The following is a 19,890-nucleotide window of genomic DNA, read 5'->3' on the forward strand; positions in this document are numbered from 1 at the left end:
TCCTTCCGATCAACATCATTTTCGGGACAATCCCAGCAGACTCGATGTTGACGCCGGATTCAAGTGTACGCTCTGGTGAGACCCAGGACACACAATCGGTCGATTCCTCCCGAAAGGCAGAACCATGGTTAGCGTTCTCGACCCGGTGACCCGTCACGCGGAAGCCACTCCGGAAAATATTGCAATTCGCGGCACGGATAGTCATTGGACATACCGACAGCTTCACGACGCGTCTCTGGCGTTCGCCGGCCGCATTCGCGACGAAGGGTTGAGCATCGGCGACCGGGTTCTGCTCGCGGCGCCGTCGGTGCCTGAATTCATCGTGGCATACATGGGGATTCAGGCTGCAGGTTGTGTCGTGGTGCCCATCAACACGATGTCGGCGCAACCCGAAGTCGAGTACGTACTGGACGACGCCGAGATTTCGCTGGCGATCGCCTGGCACCAGCTCGGTCCCGCAGTTCAGGATGCAGGGAGTGCGCGCGGCGTCCCGGTGTGGACGCTCACCGAAGAATCGGCGAAGGCCGACCATCCACCGGCAACGGTGGTCGACCGCGACACAGCGGACACCACGGCGATTCTCTACACCTCCGGTACCACCGGACGTCCGAAGGGAGCTCAGCTGACAGTCGGGAATCTGTTGTCTGCCGGTGAGATCGGCGCCGAGAGCAGCCGCGGAAATCCCTCGGACCGCACCGGTACCGGACTGCCGCTCTTTCACATCTTCGGCCAGGGTTCGGTCATGATGGCAACCTTCACCGGCGGCGGATCACTGTCCCTGCTCGCCCGGTTCGACCCGGCCGCCATGCTCGACCTGGTGCGTCGGGACAAGCTCACCATCATGGCGGGCGTCCCCACCATGTGGAATGCCATGCTGCACGCCGCAGCCGACGTGGACAGCTCCGACTTCGAACAACTGCGGATCGCAATCTCCGGTGGCGCATCACTTCCCGGTGAAGTCGCTCGCGCCTTCGAAGCACGGTTCAACTGCACAATCCTCGAGGGCTACGGCCTGACCGAGACGAGCGCATTCGGAACTTTCAACAGCATCGACCGCGTCGCAAAGATCGGATACACCGGCCGCGCCGTACCGCGCACCGAGGTCGAGGTCCGTGATCACGACGGAAATGTCTGCCAGGCAGGCACAGTGGGCGAGGTATTCATCAAAGGACCGACGGTCATGAAGGGCTACTGGAAGCGCCCGGCCGACACGGCCGCCGTCCTGTCCGACGACGGATGGTTCCGCACCGGAGACCTCGGCGAGACCGACGCCGACGGTGACCTTCGCATCGTCGACCGCGTCAAGGACCTCATCATCCGCGGTGGATACAACGTCTATCCAGGCGAGGTCGAAGAGGTGCTCTACCAGCACCCCGACATCATCGAGGCCGCGGTGATCGGTATACCCGACGACTACTACGGCGAGGAGGTTGCGGCGGTGGTGGCCGTGCGCCCAGGCTCCGACCTCGAAGCAGATGACGTCACCTCGTGGGCTCGGGAACGTCTGTCCGCCTACAAGATTCCGCGGGTCGTCCAGTTCATCGACGCGCTCCCGAAGGGTTCGACGGGAAAGATCCTCAAGCGATCGATCGACCGCACCGAACTCCTCGCCCAGAAGCAGAACTGAAAACACAGGTGAACCCCGGCGAGATTTCGCCGGGGTTCACCTGTCCATGCGCTCAGAGTGCCCTGTCCATGCGCTCAGAGTGCGTCGAAGTACTCGATCTGCGGGGCGCCTGCGAGGAAGGGCGCCATCGCCTTTCCCGCGGCCTGGAAATGCTCGGACGATCCATGGGCCTTGATCGCAGCACTGTCTTGATACAGCTCCATGAACTTGTACGAATTCGTATCCGTCTTCGAGCGGATCAGTTGATACAGAACCGTTCCGGGCTCTTCCGTGCGCACCTTCTCGGCAAGTTCGGCGACTACGGCTTCGAACTGTTCGCCGCTTCCGTCTTTGACGGTGATATCCGCGATGACAGCAATCATTCATTCCTCCAAAAGTGTTCCAGCAGTATTCGAGTGTTACCGAGAACCTACAGTTTCACTGCATGGGCAGTAGTCCGAACGTCGATTCCAACTGACTGCGAGTGCTTTCCGCATCGGTGTGGAGAATGCCGGCGATCCCCAATCGTGCCGCGCCGTCGAGGTTCTGTTGCAGGTCGTCGATCATCACGGCGCCTTCGGGCGCAACACCCAGCCGCTCGCACGCGATGGTGTAGATCTGACGAGAGGGCTTACGAATCCCGACTTCCGAGGAGATCACCACTTCGTCGGCGAGGTCCTCGAGCACAAAACCCGCGTAGCAATCACGCCCGAAAGCATTGGACACGAGCGCAACAGGGTGACCCGCCGCTCGGACGTCCGCAATCAGTCGCACCATCTCTTCGTCTCGGACAAGCCCGGCCTGCATACGGTCGACCAATCCTTCGCTGTCCACGACGGCGCCGTGCGCTCGTAGCCGTTCCCCGAATCCTGCTTCGAAGGCCTCCTGGTCGATCTTTCCGGATTCGTGATCGGAGAGCAGTCGCTTCGAGACGTCGTCGCGGGAGAGCAGGGTCAACGGAAGTCGTGGGTCGCCCCCAAGCGAGGCTCCGAAATCTTCGAAGGCTCGCAGCACACTGGAGGTGAGAACTCCACCGAAATCGACGAGCACTGCCGTACGCGTGGGTGTCATTGCTCCATCAGACACCAAACATGAACCCGGCGTCAACATCAATTTCGGCGTAGCGAGAATTGCAAAGTGTTGATCCACAACCGGTTGACGGTATCGAGCAGACCGTCGAAGGTCACTCCGGCGGCGCCGTCCTCGCCGCCGCGGGATACGAAGTACCCGAACGCAAGTCGACTGATCATCCCGGAGAGTGCCCGAGACGTCAGTAGCGGATCCAGATTCGCGTCCGCCAGTCCGGCCTTCTGCAGCTTCTCGATACTGCGCGCGTTGCGTCGAACAAACGCGTCAGCACGCTCGAGGCGGAGAACCCGGAACTCCGGATCGATGCTTGCTACCTGCTCGAGCAGTCCCATCAGCTTCGCGTTCCGTCGGTACGCCTCGAGGTACGCGCGGTTACTCGCCGCGATGACCTCAGCAGGATCCGCGCCTTTCGGAGTGTGCGGCATACCCGGATGCATCATGTCTTCGCGTGCCAACTCCATCACTGCCGCGAAGATCTCTTCTTTGCTCGCGAAGTAGGTGTAGAAGGTACCGGCCGAGCACTGCGCCTCCACAGTGATGTCGATCAGCCGCGAGTCCAGATAGCCGGACCGTTCGAAAACGGTGCGGGCCGCATCGATCAACGCTCGCCGCGTACGCAAACCACGCTGAGTGGAGGGGAGTTCCCGTGACACTGTCGACGAAGCATCTTCGGAGCCTGTGCGTGCTGCAGCCATGCTCCAGTTATACGTCAGACGCCCGCTACCGGTGACCGATAGCGGGCGTCTGCTCGAAACCGAAAGAGTTACTTGGCGTACAGGTGCGCGCCCGGAATTGCGTTCGGATCGTCCCGAACTTCCTTCGGGTTGGTCTCTTTCAGCACCCAGGCACTGAAGAAGGTCACCAAGCCCATGAGTGCCACGAACACGGCAACCCATGTCGTGGTTCCGGTCTTCGCGATAAGTGCTGTCATGATGAACGGAGTGCCACCGCTGACCGTGATCGCAGCCAACTGGTAGGCCAACGATGCTGCCGAGTAGCGCACGTTGGGTGCGAACAGCTCACCCATGTATGCCGCGATCGGCCCGTAGGTCATCGACTGGAACACGCTGCCAACCGTCACCGCGATGAAGAACAGCGGCAGGGACTTGGTGTTGATCAACCAGAAGTACGGGAATGCCCAGACCACGATCGCCGCGGCGCCGATCAGGATCATCGGACGACGACCGATCTTGTCGGACATCTTCCCGGACCACAGCACCACGCCGACTGTCAGCAACGCGCTCAGGAGCGAGATGATGAGCAGTGAGTTCCGCTTCAACCCCAGTTCGGTTGTGCCGTAGCTGAGCACGCCGGCGATGCTGATGTAGAACAGTGCATTGGTGGCGGCCAGAAGTCCGCAACCGAGCAGAATCTTGCGCCAGTGATCCTTGAGCGCCTGCGCCAGTGGAGCCTGAACGACGACGTCCTTTTGGTTCTTCTTGGCGTCTTCCTGCAACTCGAGGAATTCCGGTGTGTCCTCGACCTTCGTCTGGATGTACAGAACCACAGGGAAGAGCAGCGCGCTGGCGAAGAACGGAACTCGCCAACCCCAGCTCAGGAATGCATCATTGGAAATGGTCGCGGTCGCGACGAGGAAGACCAGGTTGCCCAGCACTACACCGAACGAGACACCCATCTGACCGAAAGTGCCTGAGAATCCGCGCTTCTTGGGACTCGCGGATTCGGTGAGGAGAAGGACGATTCCGCCCCACTGGCCACCGCAGGCGAGACCTTGGATGAATCGCAGTGTCACCAGAAGAATCGGAGCGACGACGCCGATTGCCGAAGCACTCGGGATCGCGCCGATCAGGAACGTCGCGACAGCCATCAGCAACAGGCAGGTGACGACGGCGGGCTTACGCCCATACTTGTCGCCGAAGTGTCCGGCGACCAAACCGCCGATGGGGCGGGCAACGAAGCCGGCCCAGAACGTACTGAACGAGAGCAATGTGCCCATCAGTGCGGATGAATCGGGGAAGAACACATGCGGAAAGACCAGTGCCGCAGCCGTTCCGTACAAGAAGAAGTCGTACCACTCGATGGAACTGCCGAGCAGTCCCGCGCCTAGAAGTTTGCGGTGCGCCTTCTTCTTCTTCCGTTCCTGATCGGACAGGCCCCCTGCCTGCGTGCTCGAATCCACTGCCGATCTCGTCATGGGTTACTCCTCGATGGGTCGGACGCTCGTCGCGCCGGGAGTTGAGAAGCGGAACCGGGCCAGAAGTAGAAACTGACACCAACTTCAACTCTGTGGCGTTGCGATCAGTCTGCGATACAAAAAGAGTGATGTCAATCACTGAAATGCATTGCCGCATAGGGGACTAAATCCCCTACCGATGCTCGTCAGCCACCACGACGAATGGCCGGCTCACCTTGTCGGCGGCCGGCAATTCGTTTGTCAGGCAGATCTAGTTCGGTACCCGCAGTTCACGACGAAGAATCTTGCCGCTCACTGTTTTCGGGAGGTCATTCATGACCTCGACGATGCGTGGATACTTGTATGCTGCAAGCCTTTCCTTGCAGAACTCGACCAGATCCTCGGTGGTCGCCTCGGCACCGTCCTTGAAGGACACGAAGGCCTTCACGGTTTCGCCGCGATACGGATCCATGACACCGACGACAGCAGCCTCTCGTACGGCGGGGTGTTCGTAGAGAACATCTTCCACTTCGCGTGGCCACACTTTGAAGCCCGACGCATTTATCTGATCCTTCATCCGGTCGACGATGTAAAACCAACCGTCGCCGTCCATGAATCCGATGTCGCCGGTGTGAAAACGCCCGTCCGGCATGGCATGTGCGGTCTCGTCCGGCTTGTTCCAGTATCCGAGTGCAACCTGGGGACCGGAGACCACGATCTCGCCGTACTCCCCGACCTGTACCGGCTTGTCGTTCTCGTCCACCACCTCGGCGTACGTATTCGATACCGGTACGCCGACAGCAACGGCCCCCGACGCCGGATCTACCGGCGCTTCACGCGAATTCGGCACCACGATTGCCGGGCTGTTCGTCTCGGTCAGCCCGTAGCCGTTGTGAATGTAGTGACCGAACTTCGCCCGGAACGCTTCCAACGCCGCGTGCGGGATCGGCGCGCCACCTGAATACACCGACTCGAGAGAGCTCAAAGATTCCTTCGAGACTGCGGCGCTGTCCGTCCACGCGATGAATACCGTGATCGCTCCGATGATCGCGGTAGCCCGATGCTCCGAAATTGACTCCGCTGCAACGATGGGATGGAATCGGCAGGTCAGAATCGTGGGCGCGCCGGCTAGGAGTGGAGCCGCGACGTGCCCGATCAACCCGGTGATATGGAACAGTGGCGCCACCGCGAACATCGCGCCGCCGGTTCGCAACCCCAGCCAGTCCCGATAGATCTGCGCTGCGAACACGACATTTGAGTGCGTGTTCATCGACCCCTTCGGCGGGCCGGTTGTCCCTGACGTATAGGGAAGGTAGGCAAGGTCTTCCGGGGACAGATCGACCTTCTCGGGCTTCTGCCCTCGATGAGCCTCGATCAATTCCAGTAGATCCGGAAATCCATCGTGCCGAATCCTGGACGCCGAACCGAAGATCCGTTCATCGTCGCGCGACTGAAAATCCAGTTCCGACGTGGTTATCACCCGTCGCACTGCGGTGCCCTCGGACGCAGTCGCCACGGTCTCGGCCGAGGACTCGAGACAGATGACTGCCGCCGCTCCGCTGTCGGCCAGTACGGTGGACAGCTCACGGTCGCGGTACATCGGATTGACCGGAACGACGACGGCACCGAGCTTCCAGACCGCGACTGTCGCGATCACGAACTGCGGAACATTCTGCAGGACAAAGGAAACTCTGTCTGCGAACCCGATTCCATCCTTGGCGAGGGCTACGGCAAGCGCATCCGACATCTCGTCGAGCTCGGCAAAGCTGACGGTCCTGTCGAAGTACCTGATGATCGGGGCAGTGCGATCGCGCTCCAGCGAAGCACGGAACATCGCGAGGGCGTCGACGTGCTCGATGTCTACGTTCGGCGGAGTGTCGGCGTCGTAATTGGCGAGCCAGGGCTTGCTCTCGTACACGTTGGTCATATCTCAGCTCTCGAAGTACCGACGTGGGTTGTCCACCAGCATCGCCTTGACCTGGTCTTCGGTGACACCACGTTCGAGCAGCGCCGGAATGACATCATCGCTGATGTGGGTGTAGTTCCAGTTCGGAAGTGCCGCTTCTCTTGCAGCACTGGGGAAGTAGTCGATGAAACACGACGCGTCATGCGCCAGAACCATCTTCTCCGCGTAACCGCGACGGGCCATCTCCACCACGGTGTTGACACGATCCTCGAACGACAGGAACGGTTCGAGACCGAAACGGTCCATCCCCAGTAGCGAACCGGCATCGGCCAGCGCACACAAGTAGTCGAGATCGGTGGTGTCGCCGGAGTGACCGATGACCACCTTGGTCAGATCCGCACCCTCTTCGGCCAGAACCTTCTGCGCGACCAGCCCGGATTCAGTGTGCGGATTGGTGTGCACGGTGATCGGCACTCCCGTTTCCACCTGCGACTGTCCGACCGCGCGCATGACCCGCTCGACGCCGGGGGTAAGGCCCGGCTCCTCGATGGCGCACTTCAGGAAGGAGGCTCGGACACCGGTTCCGGCGATTCCTTCCCTGATGTCCTTGACGAACAGTTCGACCATCGGCTCGGGGCCGTCGAACAGCAATCCCGGTCCGGTGTAATGGAATTGGAAGGGAATGTCGTTGTAGGTGTAAATGCCGGTAGCAACGATGATGTTGAGATCGACCTGCTCGTTGATCCGGACGATGCGCGGAATGTACCGGCCGAGGCCGATCACCGTGGGATCGACGATCGTGCTGATTCCGCGGGACTTCACCTCGGTCAGCTTTGCCACCGCGTCCGCTACCCGTACTTCCTCGTCCCAGGGTTCGGGGTAGTCGGGGTAGTTCTGGCGCAACTCCTCACCCAGAACGAAGACATGCTCGTGCATCAACACCTTTCCCAGATCGGCTGTATCCACCGGCCCACGAACGGTTTGTACTGAACTCATCGATCGAACCCCTGACTGTGATCGCCATCACTAACATGAGACAATGAGCTAGTGTGTCTCACGTGGCCAGGTTCGTCAATAGGCTCGATCCCCCGAGGCTCACCATTTTTCAACGGCCGAAATTGTGCAGTACCGGACAACCGGAGAGAATGTCCCGATGCCTACCGACCTCGAACGCCGACGCGCGATCGACACCGCCGCGAGCATGTACCTCGCGGAGGAACCACTCGACATGTCACTGCTCGCCGAACGTCTCGGCGTAGGCCGCGCGACGCTGTACCGCTGGGTCGGCAACCGCGACGAACTGCTCGGAACAGTGCTGGCCGAGGCCACCGAACGGACATACCGAAAGGCGATGTCACAGGCGTCGGGGCAAGGTCCGGAGTACATTCTCGACGTCTTCGGCCGCGTTATGCGATCGGTGGAATCGTCGACAGAACTGCGCGCGCTGACCAAACGCGAACCGATGGTGTTCATCAAACTCGCGATGATGCCCGGCTCCATCGAATCGATCTCCGCCTCCATCACCGCCGAAATCTTGCAGTCCCAGGTCGACGCCGGCCAACTGACGATCACGCTCTCGCCGCAAGTGCTGGGCGAAGCCCTCGTTCGCATCTGCGACGTACACCTCTACGCCCCCCTGCTCGGCCGAGAAAAGGCCGAGATCGAGACGGCCCTCGACCTGATCGCACTGCTCCTCGGCGTCACCCGCAACTGACACGCTTCGACCGCGTGAACACTACGGCGACACACCGGCCACCCGAGTCCTCAGACGTCTGATGAGTTGTTACTCTTTCGGTACCCACCCGAGAGGCGAGCCGTGTCCGACGACCACACAGGATTCACACTTCGCAGTGGTCCGCTGGTACCGCAACTCGAACAGTTGCTGCGCGGGCGAATCATGCATGGAACGTGGGCGCCGTCCGAGCGCATACCGAGCGAGGCGGCCCTCGCCGTCGAACTCGGCGTCGGGCGTTCCTCGATTCGCGAGGCAATCCGCCTCCTCGCTCGCGACGGACTACTCGAAGTCCGACACGGCGTCGGAACCTTCGTGGCTGCCGCGTCCGAACTCGAACACGTCGACGAATTCACCAAACTTCTTCGACGCTCGAGGATCCTCGAGGTCTTCGAAGTCCGTCGCGCACTCGAGATCGAGGCCGCCAGACTGGCCGCGGAGCGGGTACAACCCGAGGACCTCGACGGCCTGCTGCGTCGACTGACCATGCGACACAGTCATTTCGAGGGTGATGTCGAGAAGTTCGTCGACGTCGACCTCGACTTCCACACCGAAGTCGTTCGACTGTCAGGAAACGCAGTTCTGCTCTCGCTTTTCACGTCGGTGCGTCCACTCCTTCGTGAATCCCTCGTCGAGATGATGGCCCACGAGGCCGGCGTCCCCGACACCTCACATGCCCATGATCAGTTGGTCGAGGCCCTTCAAGACGCCGACCCAGAAGCCGCGGTAGCGGCAACTCGAGCAAACATCGACACCGTCCTACGACGACTGCGTGTGCTCGACGCCTAAGAGAGGTTAGTTCTCGTGCAACACCCCACCGGCACAGTTCTGTCGACCGAACACGTGGATCTCGTCCGCGACGGCCGATACTTGTTGAAAGACATCAACATTTCGATCGAACCCGGACAACACTGGGTCCTCCTCGGCGCGAACGGCGCGGGCAAGAGCACGCTTCTGAGCCTGCTCGGAGCAACCGCCCACCCGACTCGCGGTTCCGTTTACGTCCTCGGCCACAAGTTGGGCCGCGTCGACATGAGGGAACTGCGGATGGACATCGGGCACGTGAACCCTCGTCACACGATCGGAATTCCGATCACCGTCCGCAACGTCGTGATCACCGGCCTCACCAACACCACCGAGGTGATGCCGCGCTGGTCACCGACGCCGGAGCAAGAGGCTCACGCCGACGCACTGATCGATCTACTCGGAATGAGTCCGCGTTCAGACGCGCTGTGGCCCAACTTGTCCCAAGGCGAACGGGGACGAGCCCTGATCGCCCGCGCACTCATGGTCGAACCGCGCCTGCTTCTGCTCGACGAACCGGCGACCGGGCTCGATCTTGCTGCACGCGAACAACTCTTGACGGCACTGGACGACCTCCGCAATCAGAACCCGTCACTTGCCAGCATCCTCGTGACGCACCACATCGAGGAGATCCCCAGCACCACCACACATGCTCTTCTGATCAAGGACGGCGTCGTGACCGCCAGCGGCCTCGCCGAGGATGTGATCACCACCCAGAACATCAGCGAGTGCTTCTCGCATCCCATCGAGATCGAGCGTCGTGGTGGTCGGTGGAATGCTCAGTCGCGGCCACGCGAAAGAGTGTGACCGACAGTAGTTTCAGAGACGTCTGGCGCCGGGTCCCTCCCGGCCCAGTTCGTCTCCAGGGTTGAGCAGGTTGCATGTTTTCAGTGACAGACACCCGCAGCCGATACAGCCCGTCAGTTCGTCCTGCATCCGGTTGATGGCCTGCTTGCGATCCTCGAGGCGTTGATTCCACTCCGTGGAAATCTTGCGCCAGTCCTTCTTCGTCGGAGTTCGCCCCTGCGGCAACGATCCGAATACTTCGGCAACTTCGGCCAGGGGTATCCCGAATCTGACTGCCAACTGGATCAGCGACACCCGCCGGATCGAATGCCGCGGGAACTTCCTCATATTTCCTGCCGTCCGCTCCGCAGGAACCAGACCGAGTGTTTCGTAGTAGCGCACAGCCGACACGGCGACGCCAGTGCGCTCCGATACCTCGCCGATCGAGAGAAGTTCGTCACTCTTACGGATCATTCTGCCTCCCAATGGCTGCGCGACATTGACCTGAAGCGCACTCGAGATTCTACCTTCGACAACATGCACTCCCCCACCGATGCTCCCACCGGAACCTGGCGGCAGCTCCTGAGCGGTCGATACCTCGGCACCGCTACCGTCCTCGCAGGCGGCGTTGCGCTGTACGCGACCAACGTCTACCTGACGACCAGCCTGCTTCCGACTGCCATCGACGACATCGGCGGTCAGCAGTACTACGCCTGGACCGCGACGGTCTTCCTCATTGCTTCCGTCATCTCTTCGATGTTGGTCACCAACGTCCTCGCTGCCAGGGGACCGCGCGGGGCCTACCTGATCGGCCTCGCGATCTTCGCGCTCGGCACCGTTGTCTGTGCGGTCAGCCCGACGATGGAATTGCTGTTGGTCGGCCGCACGATCCAGGGTTCGGGCGGTGGCCTGCTGGCCGGTCTCGGTTACGCCGTCATCAATGCCGCGCTCCCCAGACATCTGTGGACTCGCGGGGCCGCGCTGGTTTCGGCGATGTGGGGAGTCGGCACCTTCGCCGGCCCTGCAATCGGCGGTGTCTTTGCTCAGTTCGGAGCCTGGCGATGGGCTTTCGGCGTCCTGGTCATCGCGACGATCGCAGTCGCCGCTCTCGTCCCCAGCGCGCTACCGGCACATGAACCGGGCAGCACCACCAGTAGCCCGGTGCCGGTCCTCTCGCTGGCATTGCTGACTGCGGCAGCTTTGCTGGTCAGCGTTGCCGGAATTCTGTCCAACCTCGCCGTGACCGCCGCAATGGTTCTCGCCGCTGTGCTGCTACTGATCGCCTTTGTCGCCGCTGACCGTCGCTCGCGCCACGGCGTACTACCGCCGTCGACGTTCAACGCGTCGTCCCTCAAATGGGTGTACCTGACCATCGTCGTCCTCGCTGTCGCGTCGACCGTCGAGACGTTCATTCCACTCTTCGGGCAACGACTTGCCGGCCTGGCGCCTCTCGCGGCCGGATTCCTCGGGGCCGCACTCGCTCTCGGCTGGACTCTCGGCGAAATCCCGAGCGCCTCGGCCACGACCCCTCGTATCGTGCGACGAATCGTTGTCAGCGGTCCGATCCTCGTCGCGATCGGGTTGGGCATCATGGCAGCATTTCTCACCGAACACGCCGGCGCCGGTGCGATGGTCGCGTGGGTGATCGGACTGCTGTTCGCCGGCGTCGGAATCGGCATCGCCTGGCCTCATCTTGCAGTCGGGGCGATGACCTCGGTCACCGATCCCGGAGAAGGTGCGCGTGCCTCGGCTGCCATCAACACCGTTCAGCTGATCGCCAATGCCTTCGGTGCAGCCCTGGCCGGAGTGCTGGTCAACATCGGCGAACCGTCGACGCTTCGTTCTGCGCAATTGCTTCTCTTCACCTTCGCCGCTGTCTCGATCATCGGCATTGCCGTGGCAGCTCGCGCACTTCCGCGAACGCCCGACAAAATCGGCAGCCCCGAAATCGTTCACGACGCTCGCTAAACTGTGAGAAACCCACACGGAGGAGTTGGCCAGTGACAGAACCGGATCCGGGCACAGTGGAAACCGACTTCCCGAAGACGGGAGCTCCCGCACAGCGCGCGCTGATCGCAGCGGGTTACACCCATCTCGCGCAGCTGACGTCCGTGTCCGAGAAGGAACTCGGCGCTTTGCACGGGATGGGACCGAAGGCCTTGAGGATTCTGCGCGAAGCACTCGCCGAACGTGGTCTGAGCTTCGCCGACTGAGCTCTCACATCAGACCAAGCTCGCCCGCACCTGGTTGCCACCTTCGCGCTTCGCTTCGTACATCACCGAGTCCGCGACGCGGAAGAGTTCGGCAAAAGCAGCGTCGACGGACTCACCCGGATTCCGGGGCGCGGTGCGGACCGCCATTCCGATGCTCGCGCTCGTCGGAGGGTCATCGTTCGCTCCGTCCATCGCGGAGCGGATCTGTCCTTCCAGCCTGGAGATCACGCTGACCGGTACCCGTTCGACCACGACGAACTCGTCACCGCCCATACGAGCAGTCAAGGCGGACTGGGTTGTCCACAAACGGATGCGCAGTGCAGTTCGCATGATCGTGCTGTCTCCTACGTCATGGCCGTGAACGTCGTTGATCGTCTTGAAGCGATCGAGGTCGATCACCACTACGAGCAGTGCATCCGCTTCGGTGACCGGAGCGCCCATCAAGTCATTCACCCGACGCGCCAATCCGCGACGGTTGAGCAGTCCGGTCAACGGGTCGATGTCGGAGGTAGTGGCATCCGAACCCAGGACCGCCAGAACAATCTGTGACACAACAGGAATCACGATGATCGTAGCCAGCACAACCGAGATCTTCGCCAGTCCCAAGCCGACGTCCGCTGCTGGCCCGAACAACAAAGTCCACCCCGAAAGCACCGTGACGGTCGAGGCGAAGACCAAGTGACCGACTTGGAGTTTCGGATTGTGGAAGAACGCGATGTAGCCGCCGATCGACGCGAAAACGACGCACGCGATGAGTCGTCCCAGCGGTTCCGAGTCGGTTGCGGCTGCCGCCGCAATCGCGACGTCGGAACCCACGACAAAGGTGTACGACCACAGCGGCGTAGGCGGAAACAGCCACCAGATCAGGGCCGCGCCGAGGCACAGCGCGATGACCGCCAGATTGACCGCTCGCCAGAACGTACCTTGCGGACCGACGTCACTGAATCGCGCCGACAGCAACACCAGCCCCATCCAGAATGCTGTTCCGCCGACCAGCGCCCGGCAGGAAGTCAAGAACCCGCGGTCCTCGAGGTACCTGCTGAAACTGTGGAACTGGTCCGGCAACTGCCACCAGCGCATGACGACGTCGACCAAACCGTTCATCGCCGATCAGCCGATGCAGCTCCGCAACTTTTGGGCGTACTTCGACGAAACGGACTCGCTGATTTCCCCCCGGAACACACTGGCATATCCGGCAGCATAGTCAGCGGCGACAGACAAAACCGTTCTGCCGGATTTGAATCGGTCGATCAACTCAAAGCGTCGTAGGCCGCCGATACGTACTGCGCCGATCTCTCGGAACCGAGCAGACCCGGCCCCATCTTGTTCATCACGTACGAGAACGTCATGCGCTTCTCGGTGTCGATGATGATCTGCGAGCCACCCCAACCTCCCCAGAAGCAGATTCGCCCCTCCGGAATGAACGGGACGGACTCGGGCGTCGGCAATCCGAATCCGACGCCGAAGCGGACCGGCACGCCGAGGACGAGGTCGACCCCGTACGACTGCTCCTCGAAGATCTTGTCGATCGTTTCCTCCGACAGCAAGCGAACGTCACCGACCTTGCCACCGCACGCGATCACCGATTGGATCCTTGCGAGTGCCCTCGCATTCGAATGACCGTTGGCCGCACCGATCTCGGCGGCGCGCCACCCGTCGGTCCACGAACCTGTAGCGTCAGCCGGCGGCGCGGTGAATGTCTTCACCATGATGTTGTCCATCCCGAGTGCCGCGATGTCGATCGGCAAAGGCGGTGGCGCAATCACATTCGAGACTCGCCCGTATTCCGACTTCGGCAAGCCCAGGCGGAAATCAGCATCGAGCGGGCCGGCGATTTCCTCGTCGATGAAGCTACCGAGGGTTCGTCCGTCGATGCGCCTGACGACCTCGCCGATCAGGTGGCCGTAGTTGAGGGCGTGGTATCCGGATGCCGTACCCGGTTCCCACCACGGAGCCTGCGTCGCCAACCGGGCGGTGGCATATTCGTCGTCGCAAATGTTCTCGAGGGTGAACGGTTGATCCCACCCCGACACACCCGAGGTGTGCGACAACAGTTGCCGGACCTGAATTCGGTCCTTGCCCGCTGCTGCGAATTCCGGCCAGTACTGCGCGACCGGGGCGTCGAGATCAAGCAACCCGCGGTCGACGAGCATGAGCGCGGCCAGTGCGGTCACAGTCTTGCTGCAGGACCAGACATTGGTAACGGTGTCGCGAGACCAAGGAGCAGTGTGCTCGACGTCGACCCAACCGCCCCACATGTCGACGACGGATTCGCCGTCGATCGTCAGTGCGATCGCTGCCCCGACGTCCTCGCCACAATCGAGATTGCGTGCCAGCGCCTCCTTCAAGCCAGAGAATCGCTGGTCACATACGCCTTCGATGTTCGCCACTGACAGCCTCCACAGGAATGATGAAACTTGACGTCAACTTCAACTACGTTGAGTATGTGTCCGATTCACCTGTGGTGTCAATCACTTCAAGTGCCAGAGTCGGCTCAGACCAACGGGATTCCCTTGGCGATGCGCCGACGCAGATCCCAGAGATAGAAGTTGTAGGGAAACATCCGCAGAATCTTCGGACTGAACCGATTGACCAGCGCGGCGACGCGCATGGATCGATCGAAGTTACGCTGCTGACGCACTGACCACGGGAGCCGCATTTCGTCACGAAAGGCTTGGGGCAGGAACCCGGTGGTGACAAATCGATTGAGCGGACCGACCACGGGATGCAACAACTTCGGCGTGAAGGTCGCCGACGCGATCCCGTAGAGATGCTCACGAATCGTCTCGTCGATCGCCACCTTGTCGAGGTTCTCGTTCCAGTAGACCTCGAACGCATCCCGGTCCGCCGGCCACATGTCGCGTCGCATCTGAAGGGTTGTACCGAACGTGGCGCTGCGCTGATAAAACGCATCCCGGGTTACCGGATCGAGATCCCCGTACAAGATTTTGTAGACGTCCTCGAAGCCTCGGTACAGACAGGCGGCCACCCACAACTGCAGTTCCGGATCGAACGCGTTGTACTCGACTGCACTGTTCTCATCGGAACGAACATGCTTGTGCGAGCCGTTGACTGCGCGTCGGTACAGCTTCTTTTCTTCGTCCGTCGCCAGGCTTGCGACGGCGAGATACGTCAGCGTCGTCCGGGTTCGCTTCACCGGATGCCGATCCAACCGACCCGTCTCGACCTTGCTCTCATACACGCCGTACCCCACCGCCGGGCGCGCCAACTGCATGATGACGTTGGCGCCTGCGGCCAACAGTCCGAGCCCGGACATCGCCTTTTCAACCTCGGCGTCGATGTCGACCGCCTGGACGCCGACCGCTCCGATGCCGCCTGCCACCGCTTCCTCGCGCCCGCCCGTCGAATCCCTACTCACCGTCATGGCAGAACCCCTTCGAAGTCATATCTGCGAACGCATGTTCTCAGATGAGTGAAACGCTGAAATGCCGAGATGTCAAGCAATCTCGGGATGCAAAGATGGTCTTCATGAATGACCAACCGCGTTCGTACGGTGGCGTCGACGGCGCGCTCCGCGTAGCCCAACGACGGGAGGCACTGATCGAGGCCGGTCTGGAACTCATGGGCTCCGCCGAGCCCGAACTGACGGTCCGCGGAGTGTGCAAGAAGGCCGGTGTCGCGGCGCGGTACTTCTACGAGAGCTTCACCGATCGTGATGCTCTGATGTCGGCCGTCTACGACACCGTCATCACGGACATCGCCGTTTCAACCCAGGCTGCAGTGGACGCCGCCGAGACCGAACGCGGCAAGGCGCTCGCTGGAATCGCGAACATCGTCCGCACTATCGCGAACGATCCCCGTCGCGGACGTCTACTGTTCTCCAGCGCCCTGACGAGCCCTGTCCTGGCCGAGAAACGCCAAGCGTCGACGACGATATTCATCGGTCTCCTGGCCGCCAACGCGAAGACCTTCTACCGATTGAACGACAGCGGTCATCTGACCCTGACGGCCACGTTCCTGGTCGGCGGCCTGGCGCAGACCCTCAGTGCATGGCTCGACGGGTACATCGACGTGACGGAAGAAGAACTGGTCGCCGAATGTGCGGCGATCCTGCTCGCACCCGCCCTGCCGCCGTCTTGAGCTCCTGCATTCAGTCCCAGATCCCGATGTTGTCGAGGTGAGCGAGAAGTCGAGCAGCGCCGTCGGAGAACTGCAGACTCATCTGCGCGTCCACCTGTTCTCGATCGTGCTTCTCGAACGCCGCGATCAAAGCATCGTGGCTCGATACCGCAAGCTCACCCCAGCCTGGATCCGTCGCGTAGAGACGAGCAGGGGTGTACCGAATCGCGCCGAACAGGAACCATGCCAACTTCGCACCACCCGCAGCGCGATTGATCAGGCGATGGAACTCGAATTCGCACTGCTCGATCGCAGCTGCATCCGAAGCGCCGACCGCCGCTCGCAAATCGGCATTGAGTTCCGTGAGTTCCGCGAGTTGATCAGCGGTGATGCTGTCCATCGCCCGCAACGCCAGCTTGACCGCGATCTGCCCCTGCAACCAGAAGATGTCTTCGATGTCCTGGCGACTGAGGGGCGAGACGAGATAGCCGCGATGCGGAACCAACTCGACCATCCCCTCGCCGCGTAATGCGACGAGGGCTTCTCGCACCGGCGTGACGCTGACCCCGAGGTCGGCCGCGGTTTCGTCCAGCCTGACGAACTCGCCCGGACGGACCGAGCCGGACATGATCAGGTTGCGAACGTGGTTGGCCACGTCCTCCGACAACTGTGGCCGTCTCCTCAGCTCAGATGTCGCTCTCCGAGTGCGTGCAGACGTTGCCACAACCGATCCTCACAGTCCGTACGTTTTGCCGATGATGTCTCGCTGAATCTCGTTGGTACCACCATAAATGGAGGACACAAGAGTCTTTCGCACATGGTGCTCCATGTCGAACTCAGTCGCGTAACCGTACCCACCCATCATCTGCATCCCCTCGAGCGCGACCTTCTTGGCGGTCTCGGTCAGCTTGAGCTTGGCCATCGACGCTTCCCGCGGGAACATCTTGGTCGGGTTGGCGTCGACCATTCGGGCCACGCTGTAGACCAGCAGACGGCCGCATTCGATCTCCGTGGCGAGATCCGCGATCCGGTGGCGAAGCGCCTGAAACGATCCGACCGGACGGCCGAACTGCTTACGCGTGGTGACGAATTCGAGGGTGTCGTCGAAAGCGCGCTGCGCGGTCCCGAGCATCATCGCCGCGAGGATGAGGCGTTCGATGTTGAGTCCGGCCATGAGTTGACGCCAGCCGTTGCCGACTTCCCCAACCACCGCGTCCTCGGGCAGGAATGTGTCGGTGAAGTAGAGATCGTTGACCTCCTTGCCGCCCATGGTGTCGATTCCACTGATCTTCAATCCGGAGATGTCGGCCGGGACATGGAACATCGTCAGGCCCTCATGCTTGCCTTCACCTCGGGATGTGCGAGCCACCAGAAGGATGTTCTCGGCGAAGTGCGCGTTGGAACACCACGTCTTCTGGCCGTTGATCAGCCACCCACCGTCGACCTTCTCGGCGCGGCAACTCAGATTTCCCACGTCGGAGCCCGCTTCGGGTTCGGACATCGAGATCGACTGAGACGCGCCACGGACGATCCCGCCGAGCACTGCCTCCTTCTGGGCCGGACTGCCGAACTTCTCGTATGCAGCCCCGGTGATGACGGTCGGGCCGAGTCCACCGATCGGCGCCATGCCCTTGGCGGCTTCCTCCAGAAAGATGCACAGGTCGACCGTGCTTCCGGCGGATCCGCCGTATTCCTCCGGGACAGTCAGCCCGAGCCATCCCAATTCCGCCATCTTCTCGTAGAACGCCTGGTTGTGGTTATGGGCGCCATGATCGGTCAGCAGGTCTCGCTGCTCACGGGTACCACTTTCCTTCTTGCAGAACGACGCTACCGACTTGGCGAAATCAGACTGCTCCTGCGTGAAATCCATGTACATCGAAAACTCCCGAGTGAGATGAGGCTGGAGGCTTGTCGGAGCTCGGTCCGACGCATACTGTGACTACCAGCACAGTAAATCACATCACATATATGTGATGCACCGACATGTGGAGGATCTGAAGAACATGACAGAACAGCTCGGCCGCCAGAGCACGTCCACGTCGACAGATCCGAGATCGGACGATCACACTTTCGCGAGCCTCGACCCTCGCAACGATTCCGTGGTCGCGCAGCACCCCATTGCTGACCAGCGAGAGATCGAGAAAGCGGTCGCCGCAGCACGCACGGCGTCGAAGTGGTGGGATCAACTCGGATTCCAAGGCCGCCGGAAGGTGCTCGGCAATTTCCGCGCCGCGATCGCCACTCACGCCGAATCGATGGCGGCGATCATTTCCGCCGAGACCGGAAAACCCAGCGACGACGCACTACTCGAAGTCATGCTGGCCGTCGAACATCTCGACTGGGCGGCACGCAACGCACAGAAAGTGTTGCGCCGCAGACGCGTCGGTGCAGGACTGATCAGCGCCAACCAGTCTGCATCCGTCGGCTACCGGCCGATGGGCGTCGTCGGCGTGATCGGCCCCTGGAACTATCCGCTGTACACACCGATGGGGTCGATCGGCTACGCACTGGCCGCCGGTAACGCCGTCGTGTTCAAACCGAGCGAACTCTCACCAGGCGTCGGCGTCGAATTGGCCCGGCTGTGGGACATCGCGGCACCCGGACACCCTGTCCTGCAGACCATTACCGGCGACGGCAAAACCGGAGCACTTCTGTGTTCGTCCGGCGTCGACAAGATCGCATTCACCGGTTCGACCGCTACCGCAAAGCGCGTAATGGCCGCCTGCGCGGACACCCTCACTCCCCTGGTCGCCGAATGCGGTGGCAAGGACGCCATGCTGGTGGACTCCGATGCCAACCTCGATGCGGCCGTGAGCTTCGCGGCATTCGGGGCAGTGGGCAACGGCGGACAAACCTGTGCCGGCGTCGAACGAATCTACGTCGCAGCGCCCGTGTACGACGCCTTCTTGTCCAAGCTCACCGCCGCGCTTCGGGACGCCCACGCCGGCGCCACCGACAGCTCGACCTACGGGCCGATGACGCTGGGAAAGCAGACTGCGATAGTCCGGGGCCAGATCGAAGACGCTCTCAGTCGCGGCGCGAAAGCTGTACTCGGCGGACTTGATTCGTTCAACGGTCCGTTCATCGATCCGATCATCCTGACGGATGTTCCGGAGGATTCCACGGCGATCACCGAGGAGACGTTCGGCCCGAGCGTCGTGGTGAACAAGGTCGCCGACATGAACGAGGGGATCGAACGCGCCAATGCGTCGAAGTACGGCTTGGGCGCCTCGGTGTTCACCAAGAGTTCGTCGAAGGGCCGAGCAATTGCCGAGAAGCTCGACTGCGGTGTCGTCACGGTCAATTCGGTTCTCGGTTTCGCCGGAATCGCCGCCCTGCCGTTCGGCGGGGTCGGCGATTCCGGATTCGGCCGTATCCACGGAGCCGATGGGCTGCGTGAGTTCAGCAGTGTGAAATCACTGGCCGTTCAGAAGTTCAGCGCTCCACTGGACCTGCTGACCATCGAGCGAAAAGCCAGGGACATGAAGATCTCACGTTGGATGCTGGCAAAACGCCACGCGAAGTCCTGAGAGATCAGGC

20 protein-coding genes are annotated in these 19,890 nt (G+C 61.5%); 8 read left to right on the plus strand and 12 right to left on the minus strand.

All coding sequences use genetic code 11. The features are described from left to right. Positions 1 to 124: 124 nt before the first annotated feature. Complete coding sequence (locus G9U53_RS05020) at positions 125 to 1,627, plus strand: AMP-binding protein (RefSeq protein ID WP_063315559.1); 1,503 nt, start codon at positions 125 to 127, stop codon at positions 1,625 to 1,627. A gap of 74 nt (positions 1,628 to 1,701) precedes the next feature. Here G9U53_RS05020 and G9U53_RS05025 read toward each other — a convergent pair whose 3' ends face one another. The 6 genes from G9U53_RS05025 to G9U53_RS05050 form a co-directional block, all read right to left on the minus strand. Continuing rightward, the gene (locus tag G9U53_RS05025; protein WP_007730819.1) at positions 1,702 to 1,989 is read right to left on the minus strand and encodes a putative quinol monooxygenase; all 288 of its coding nucleotides are present in this window, start codon (positions 1,987 to 1,989) and stop codon (positions 1,702 to 1,704) included. A 55-nt stretch (positions 1,990 to 2,044) separates the two neighbouring features. After that, the gene (locus G9U53_RS05030; protein ID WP_007730818.1) at positions 2,045 to 2,677 is read right to left on the minus strand and encodes an HAD family phosphatase; all 633 of its coding nucleotides are present in this window, start codon (positions 2,675 to 2,677) and stop codon (positions 2,045 to 2,047) included. Between the two features lie 38 nt (positions 2,678 to 2,715). Continuing rightward, positions 2,716 to 3,390, minus strand: a complete 675-nt coding sequence (locus G9U53_RS05035; RefSeq protein WP_007730817.1) for a TetR/AcrR family transcriptional regulator — start codon at positions 3,388 to 3,390, stop codon at positions 2,716 to 2,718. Positions 3,391 to 3,458: 68 nt separating this feature from the next. After that, complete coding sequence (locus G9U53_RS05040; protein WP_030536042.1) at positions 3,459 to 4,850, minus strand: MFS transporter; 1,392 nt, start codon at positions 4,848 to 4,850, stop codon at positions 3,459 to 3,461. 250 nt (positions 4,851 to 5,100) lie between these two features. Next, a complete protein-coding gene (locus G9U53_RS05045; RefSeq protein ID WP_165638396.1) occupies positions 5,101 to 6,756 on the minus strand; it encodes an AMP-binding protein in 1,656 nt (551 codons plus the stop codon). 3 nt (positions 6,757 to 6,759) lie between these two features. Continuing rightward, entirely contained in the window at positions 6,760 to 7,731 is a 972-nt protein-coding gene (locus tag G9U53_RS05050; protein ID WP_030536044.1) for a phosphotriesterase, read from the minus strand. Positions 7,732 to 7,888: 157 nt separating this feature from the next. Between G9U53_RS05050 and G9U53_RS05055 the strand changes: the two genes are divergently transcribed. From G9U53_RS05055 to G9U53_RS05065, 3 genes are all read left to right on the plus strand, one after another. After that, on the plus strand, positions 7,889 to 8,449 hold the full coding sequence (locus G9U53_RS05055; protein WP_003943195.1) for a QsdR family transcriptional regulator: 561 nt from the start codon (positions 7,889 to 7,891) through the stop codon (positions 8,447 to 8,449). Positions 8,450 to 8,551: 102 nt separating this feature from the next. Then, entirely contained in the window at positions 8,552 to 9,256 is a 705-nt protein-coding gene (locus tag G9U53_RS05060) for a FadR/GntR family transcriptional regulator (protein ID WP_064074994.1), read from the plus strand. 15 nt (positions 9,257 to 9,271) lie between these two features. After that, on the plus strand, positions 9,272 to 10,078 hold the full coding sequence (locus G9U53_RS05065) for an ATP-binding cassette domain-containing protein (protein WP_003943111.1): 807 nt from the start codon (positions 9,272 to 9,274) through the stop codon (positions 10,076 to 10,078). Positions 10,079 to 10,090: 12 nt separating this feature from the next. Here G9U53_RS05065 and soxR read toward each other — a convergent pair whose 3' ends face one another. Beyond that, the gene (soxR, locus tag G9U53_RS05070; protein ID WP_003943238.1) at positions 10,091 to 10,531 is read right to left on the minus strand and encodes a redox-sensitive transcriptional activator SoxR; all 441 of its coding nucleotides are present in this window, start codon (positions 10,529 to 10,531) and stop codon (positions 10,091 to 10,093) included. A 63-nt stretch (positions 10,532 to 10,594) separates the two neighbouring features. On the opposite strand from soxR, the gene G9U53_RS05075 reads away from it, so the two are divergent. Next, the gene (locus tag G9U53_RS05075) at positions 10,595 to 12,025 is read left to right on the plus strand and encodes an MFS transporter (RefSeq protein WP_047269414.1); all 1,431 of its coding nucleotides are present in this window, start codon (positions 10,595 to 10,597) and stop codon (positions 12,023 to 12,025) included. Between the two features lie 32 nt (positions 12,026 to 12,057). Then, a complete protein-coding gene (locus G9U53_RS05080; RefSeq protein ID WP_007730800.1) occupies positions 12,058 to 12,270 on the plus strand; it encodes a hypothetical protein in 213 nt (70 codons plus the stop codon). 9 nt (positions 12,271 to 12,279) lie between these two features. On the opposite strand, the gene G9U53_RS05085 is transcribed toward G9U53_RS05080, so the two are convergent. The 3 genes from G9U53_RS05085 to G9U53_RS05095 form a co-directional block, all read right to left on the minus strand. Continuing rightward, entirely contained in the window at positions 12,280 to 13,374 is a 1,095-nt protein-coding gene (locus G9U53_RS05085) for a GGDEF domain-containing protein (protein WP_116057760.1), read from the minus strand. A gap of 146 nt (positions 13,375 to 13,520) precedes the next feature. Next, complete coding sequence (locus G9U53_RS05090; RefSeq protein WP_054781110.1) at positions 13,521 to 14,660, minus strand: serine hydrolase domain-containing protein; 1,140 nt, start codon at positions 14,658 to 14,660, stop codon at positions 13,521 to 13,523. 104 nt (positions 14,661 to 14,764) lie between these two features. Continuing rightward, positions 14,765 to 15,655: an oxygenase MpaB family protein gene (locus tag G9U53_RS05095; protein WP_223304557.1), complete on the minus strand. Its 891-nt coding sequence runs from the start codon at positions 15,653 to 15,655 to the stop codon at positions 14,765 to 14,767. Between the two features lie 44 nt (positions 15,656 to 15,699). Between G9U53_RS05095 and G9U53_RS05100 the strand changes: the two genes are divergently transcribed. Continuing rightward, positions 15,700 to 16,371 (plus strand): TetR family transcriptional regulator, encoded by a 672-nt coding sequence (locus G9U53_RS05100; RefSeq protein WP_082893255.1) that lies wholly within the window; start codon positions 15,700 to 15,702, stop codon positions 16,369 to 16,371. A gap of 10 nt (positions 16,372 to 16,381) precedes the next feature. Here G9U53_RS05100 and G9U53_RS05105 read toward each other — a convergent pair whose 3' ends face one another. Both G9U53_RS05105 and G9U53_RS05110 read right to left on the minus strand, forming a co-directional pair. Next, positions 16,382 to 17,074, minus strand: a complete 693-nt coding sequence (locus G9U53_RS05105) for a GntR family transcriptional regulator (protein ID WP_050656773.1) — start codon at positions 17,072 to 17,074, stop codon at positions 16,382 to 16,384. 9 nt (positions 17,075 to 17,083) lie between these two features. Beyond that, a complete protein-coding gene (locus G9U53_RS05110) occupies positions 17,084 to 18,226 on the minus strand; it encodes an acyl-CoA dehydrogenase family protein (RefSeq protein WP_007730792.1) in 1,143 nt (380 codons plus the stop codon). Positions 18,227 to 18,353: 127 nt separating this feature from the next. On the opposite strand from G9U53_RS05110, the gene G9U53_RS05115 reads away from it, so the two are divergent. Then, positions 18,354 to 19,880, plus strand: a complete 1,527-nt coding sequence (locus G9U53_RS05115) for an aldehyde dehydrogenase family protein (protein ID WP_064075096.1) — start codon at positions 18,354 to 18,356, stop codon at positions 19,878 to 19,880. Positions 19,881 to 19,890: the final 10 nt, after the last annotated feature.

The sequence above is a fragment of the Rhodococcus sp. D-46 genome (assembly GCF_011290655.1).
Classification (GTDB): Bacteria; Actinomycetota; Actinomycetes; order Mycobacteriales; family Mycobacteriaceae; genus Rhodococcus_F; species Rhodococcus_F qingshengii.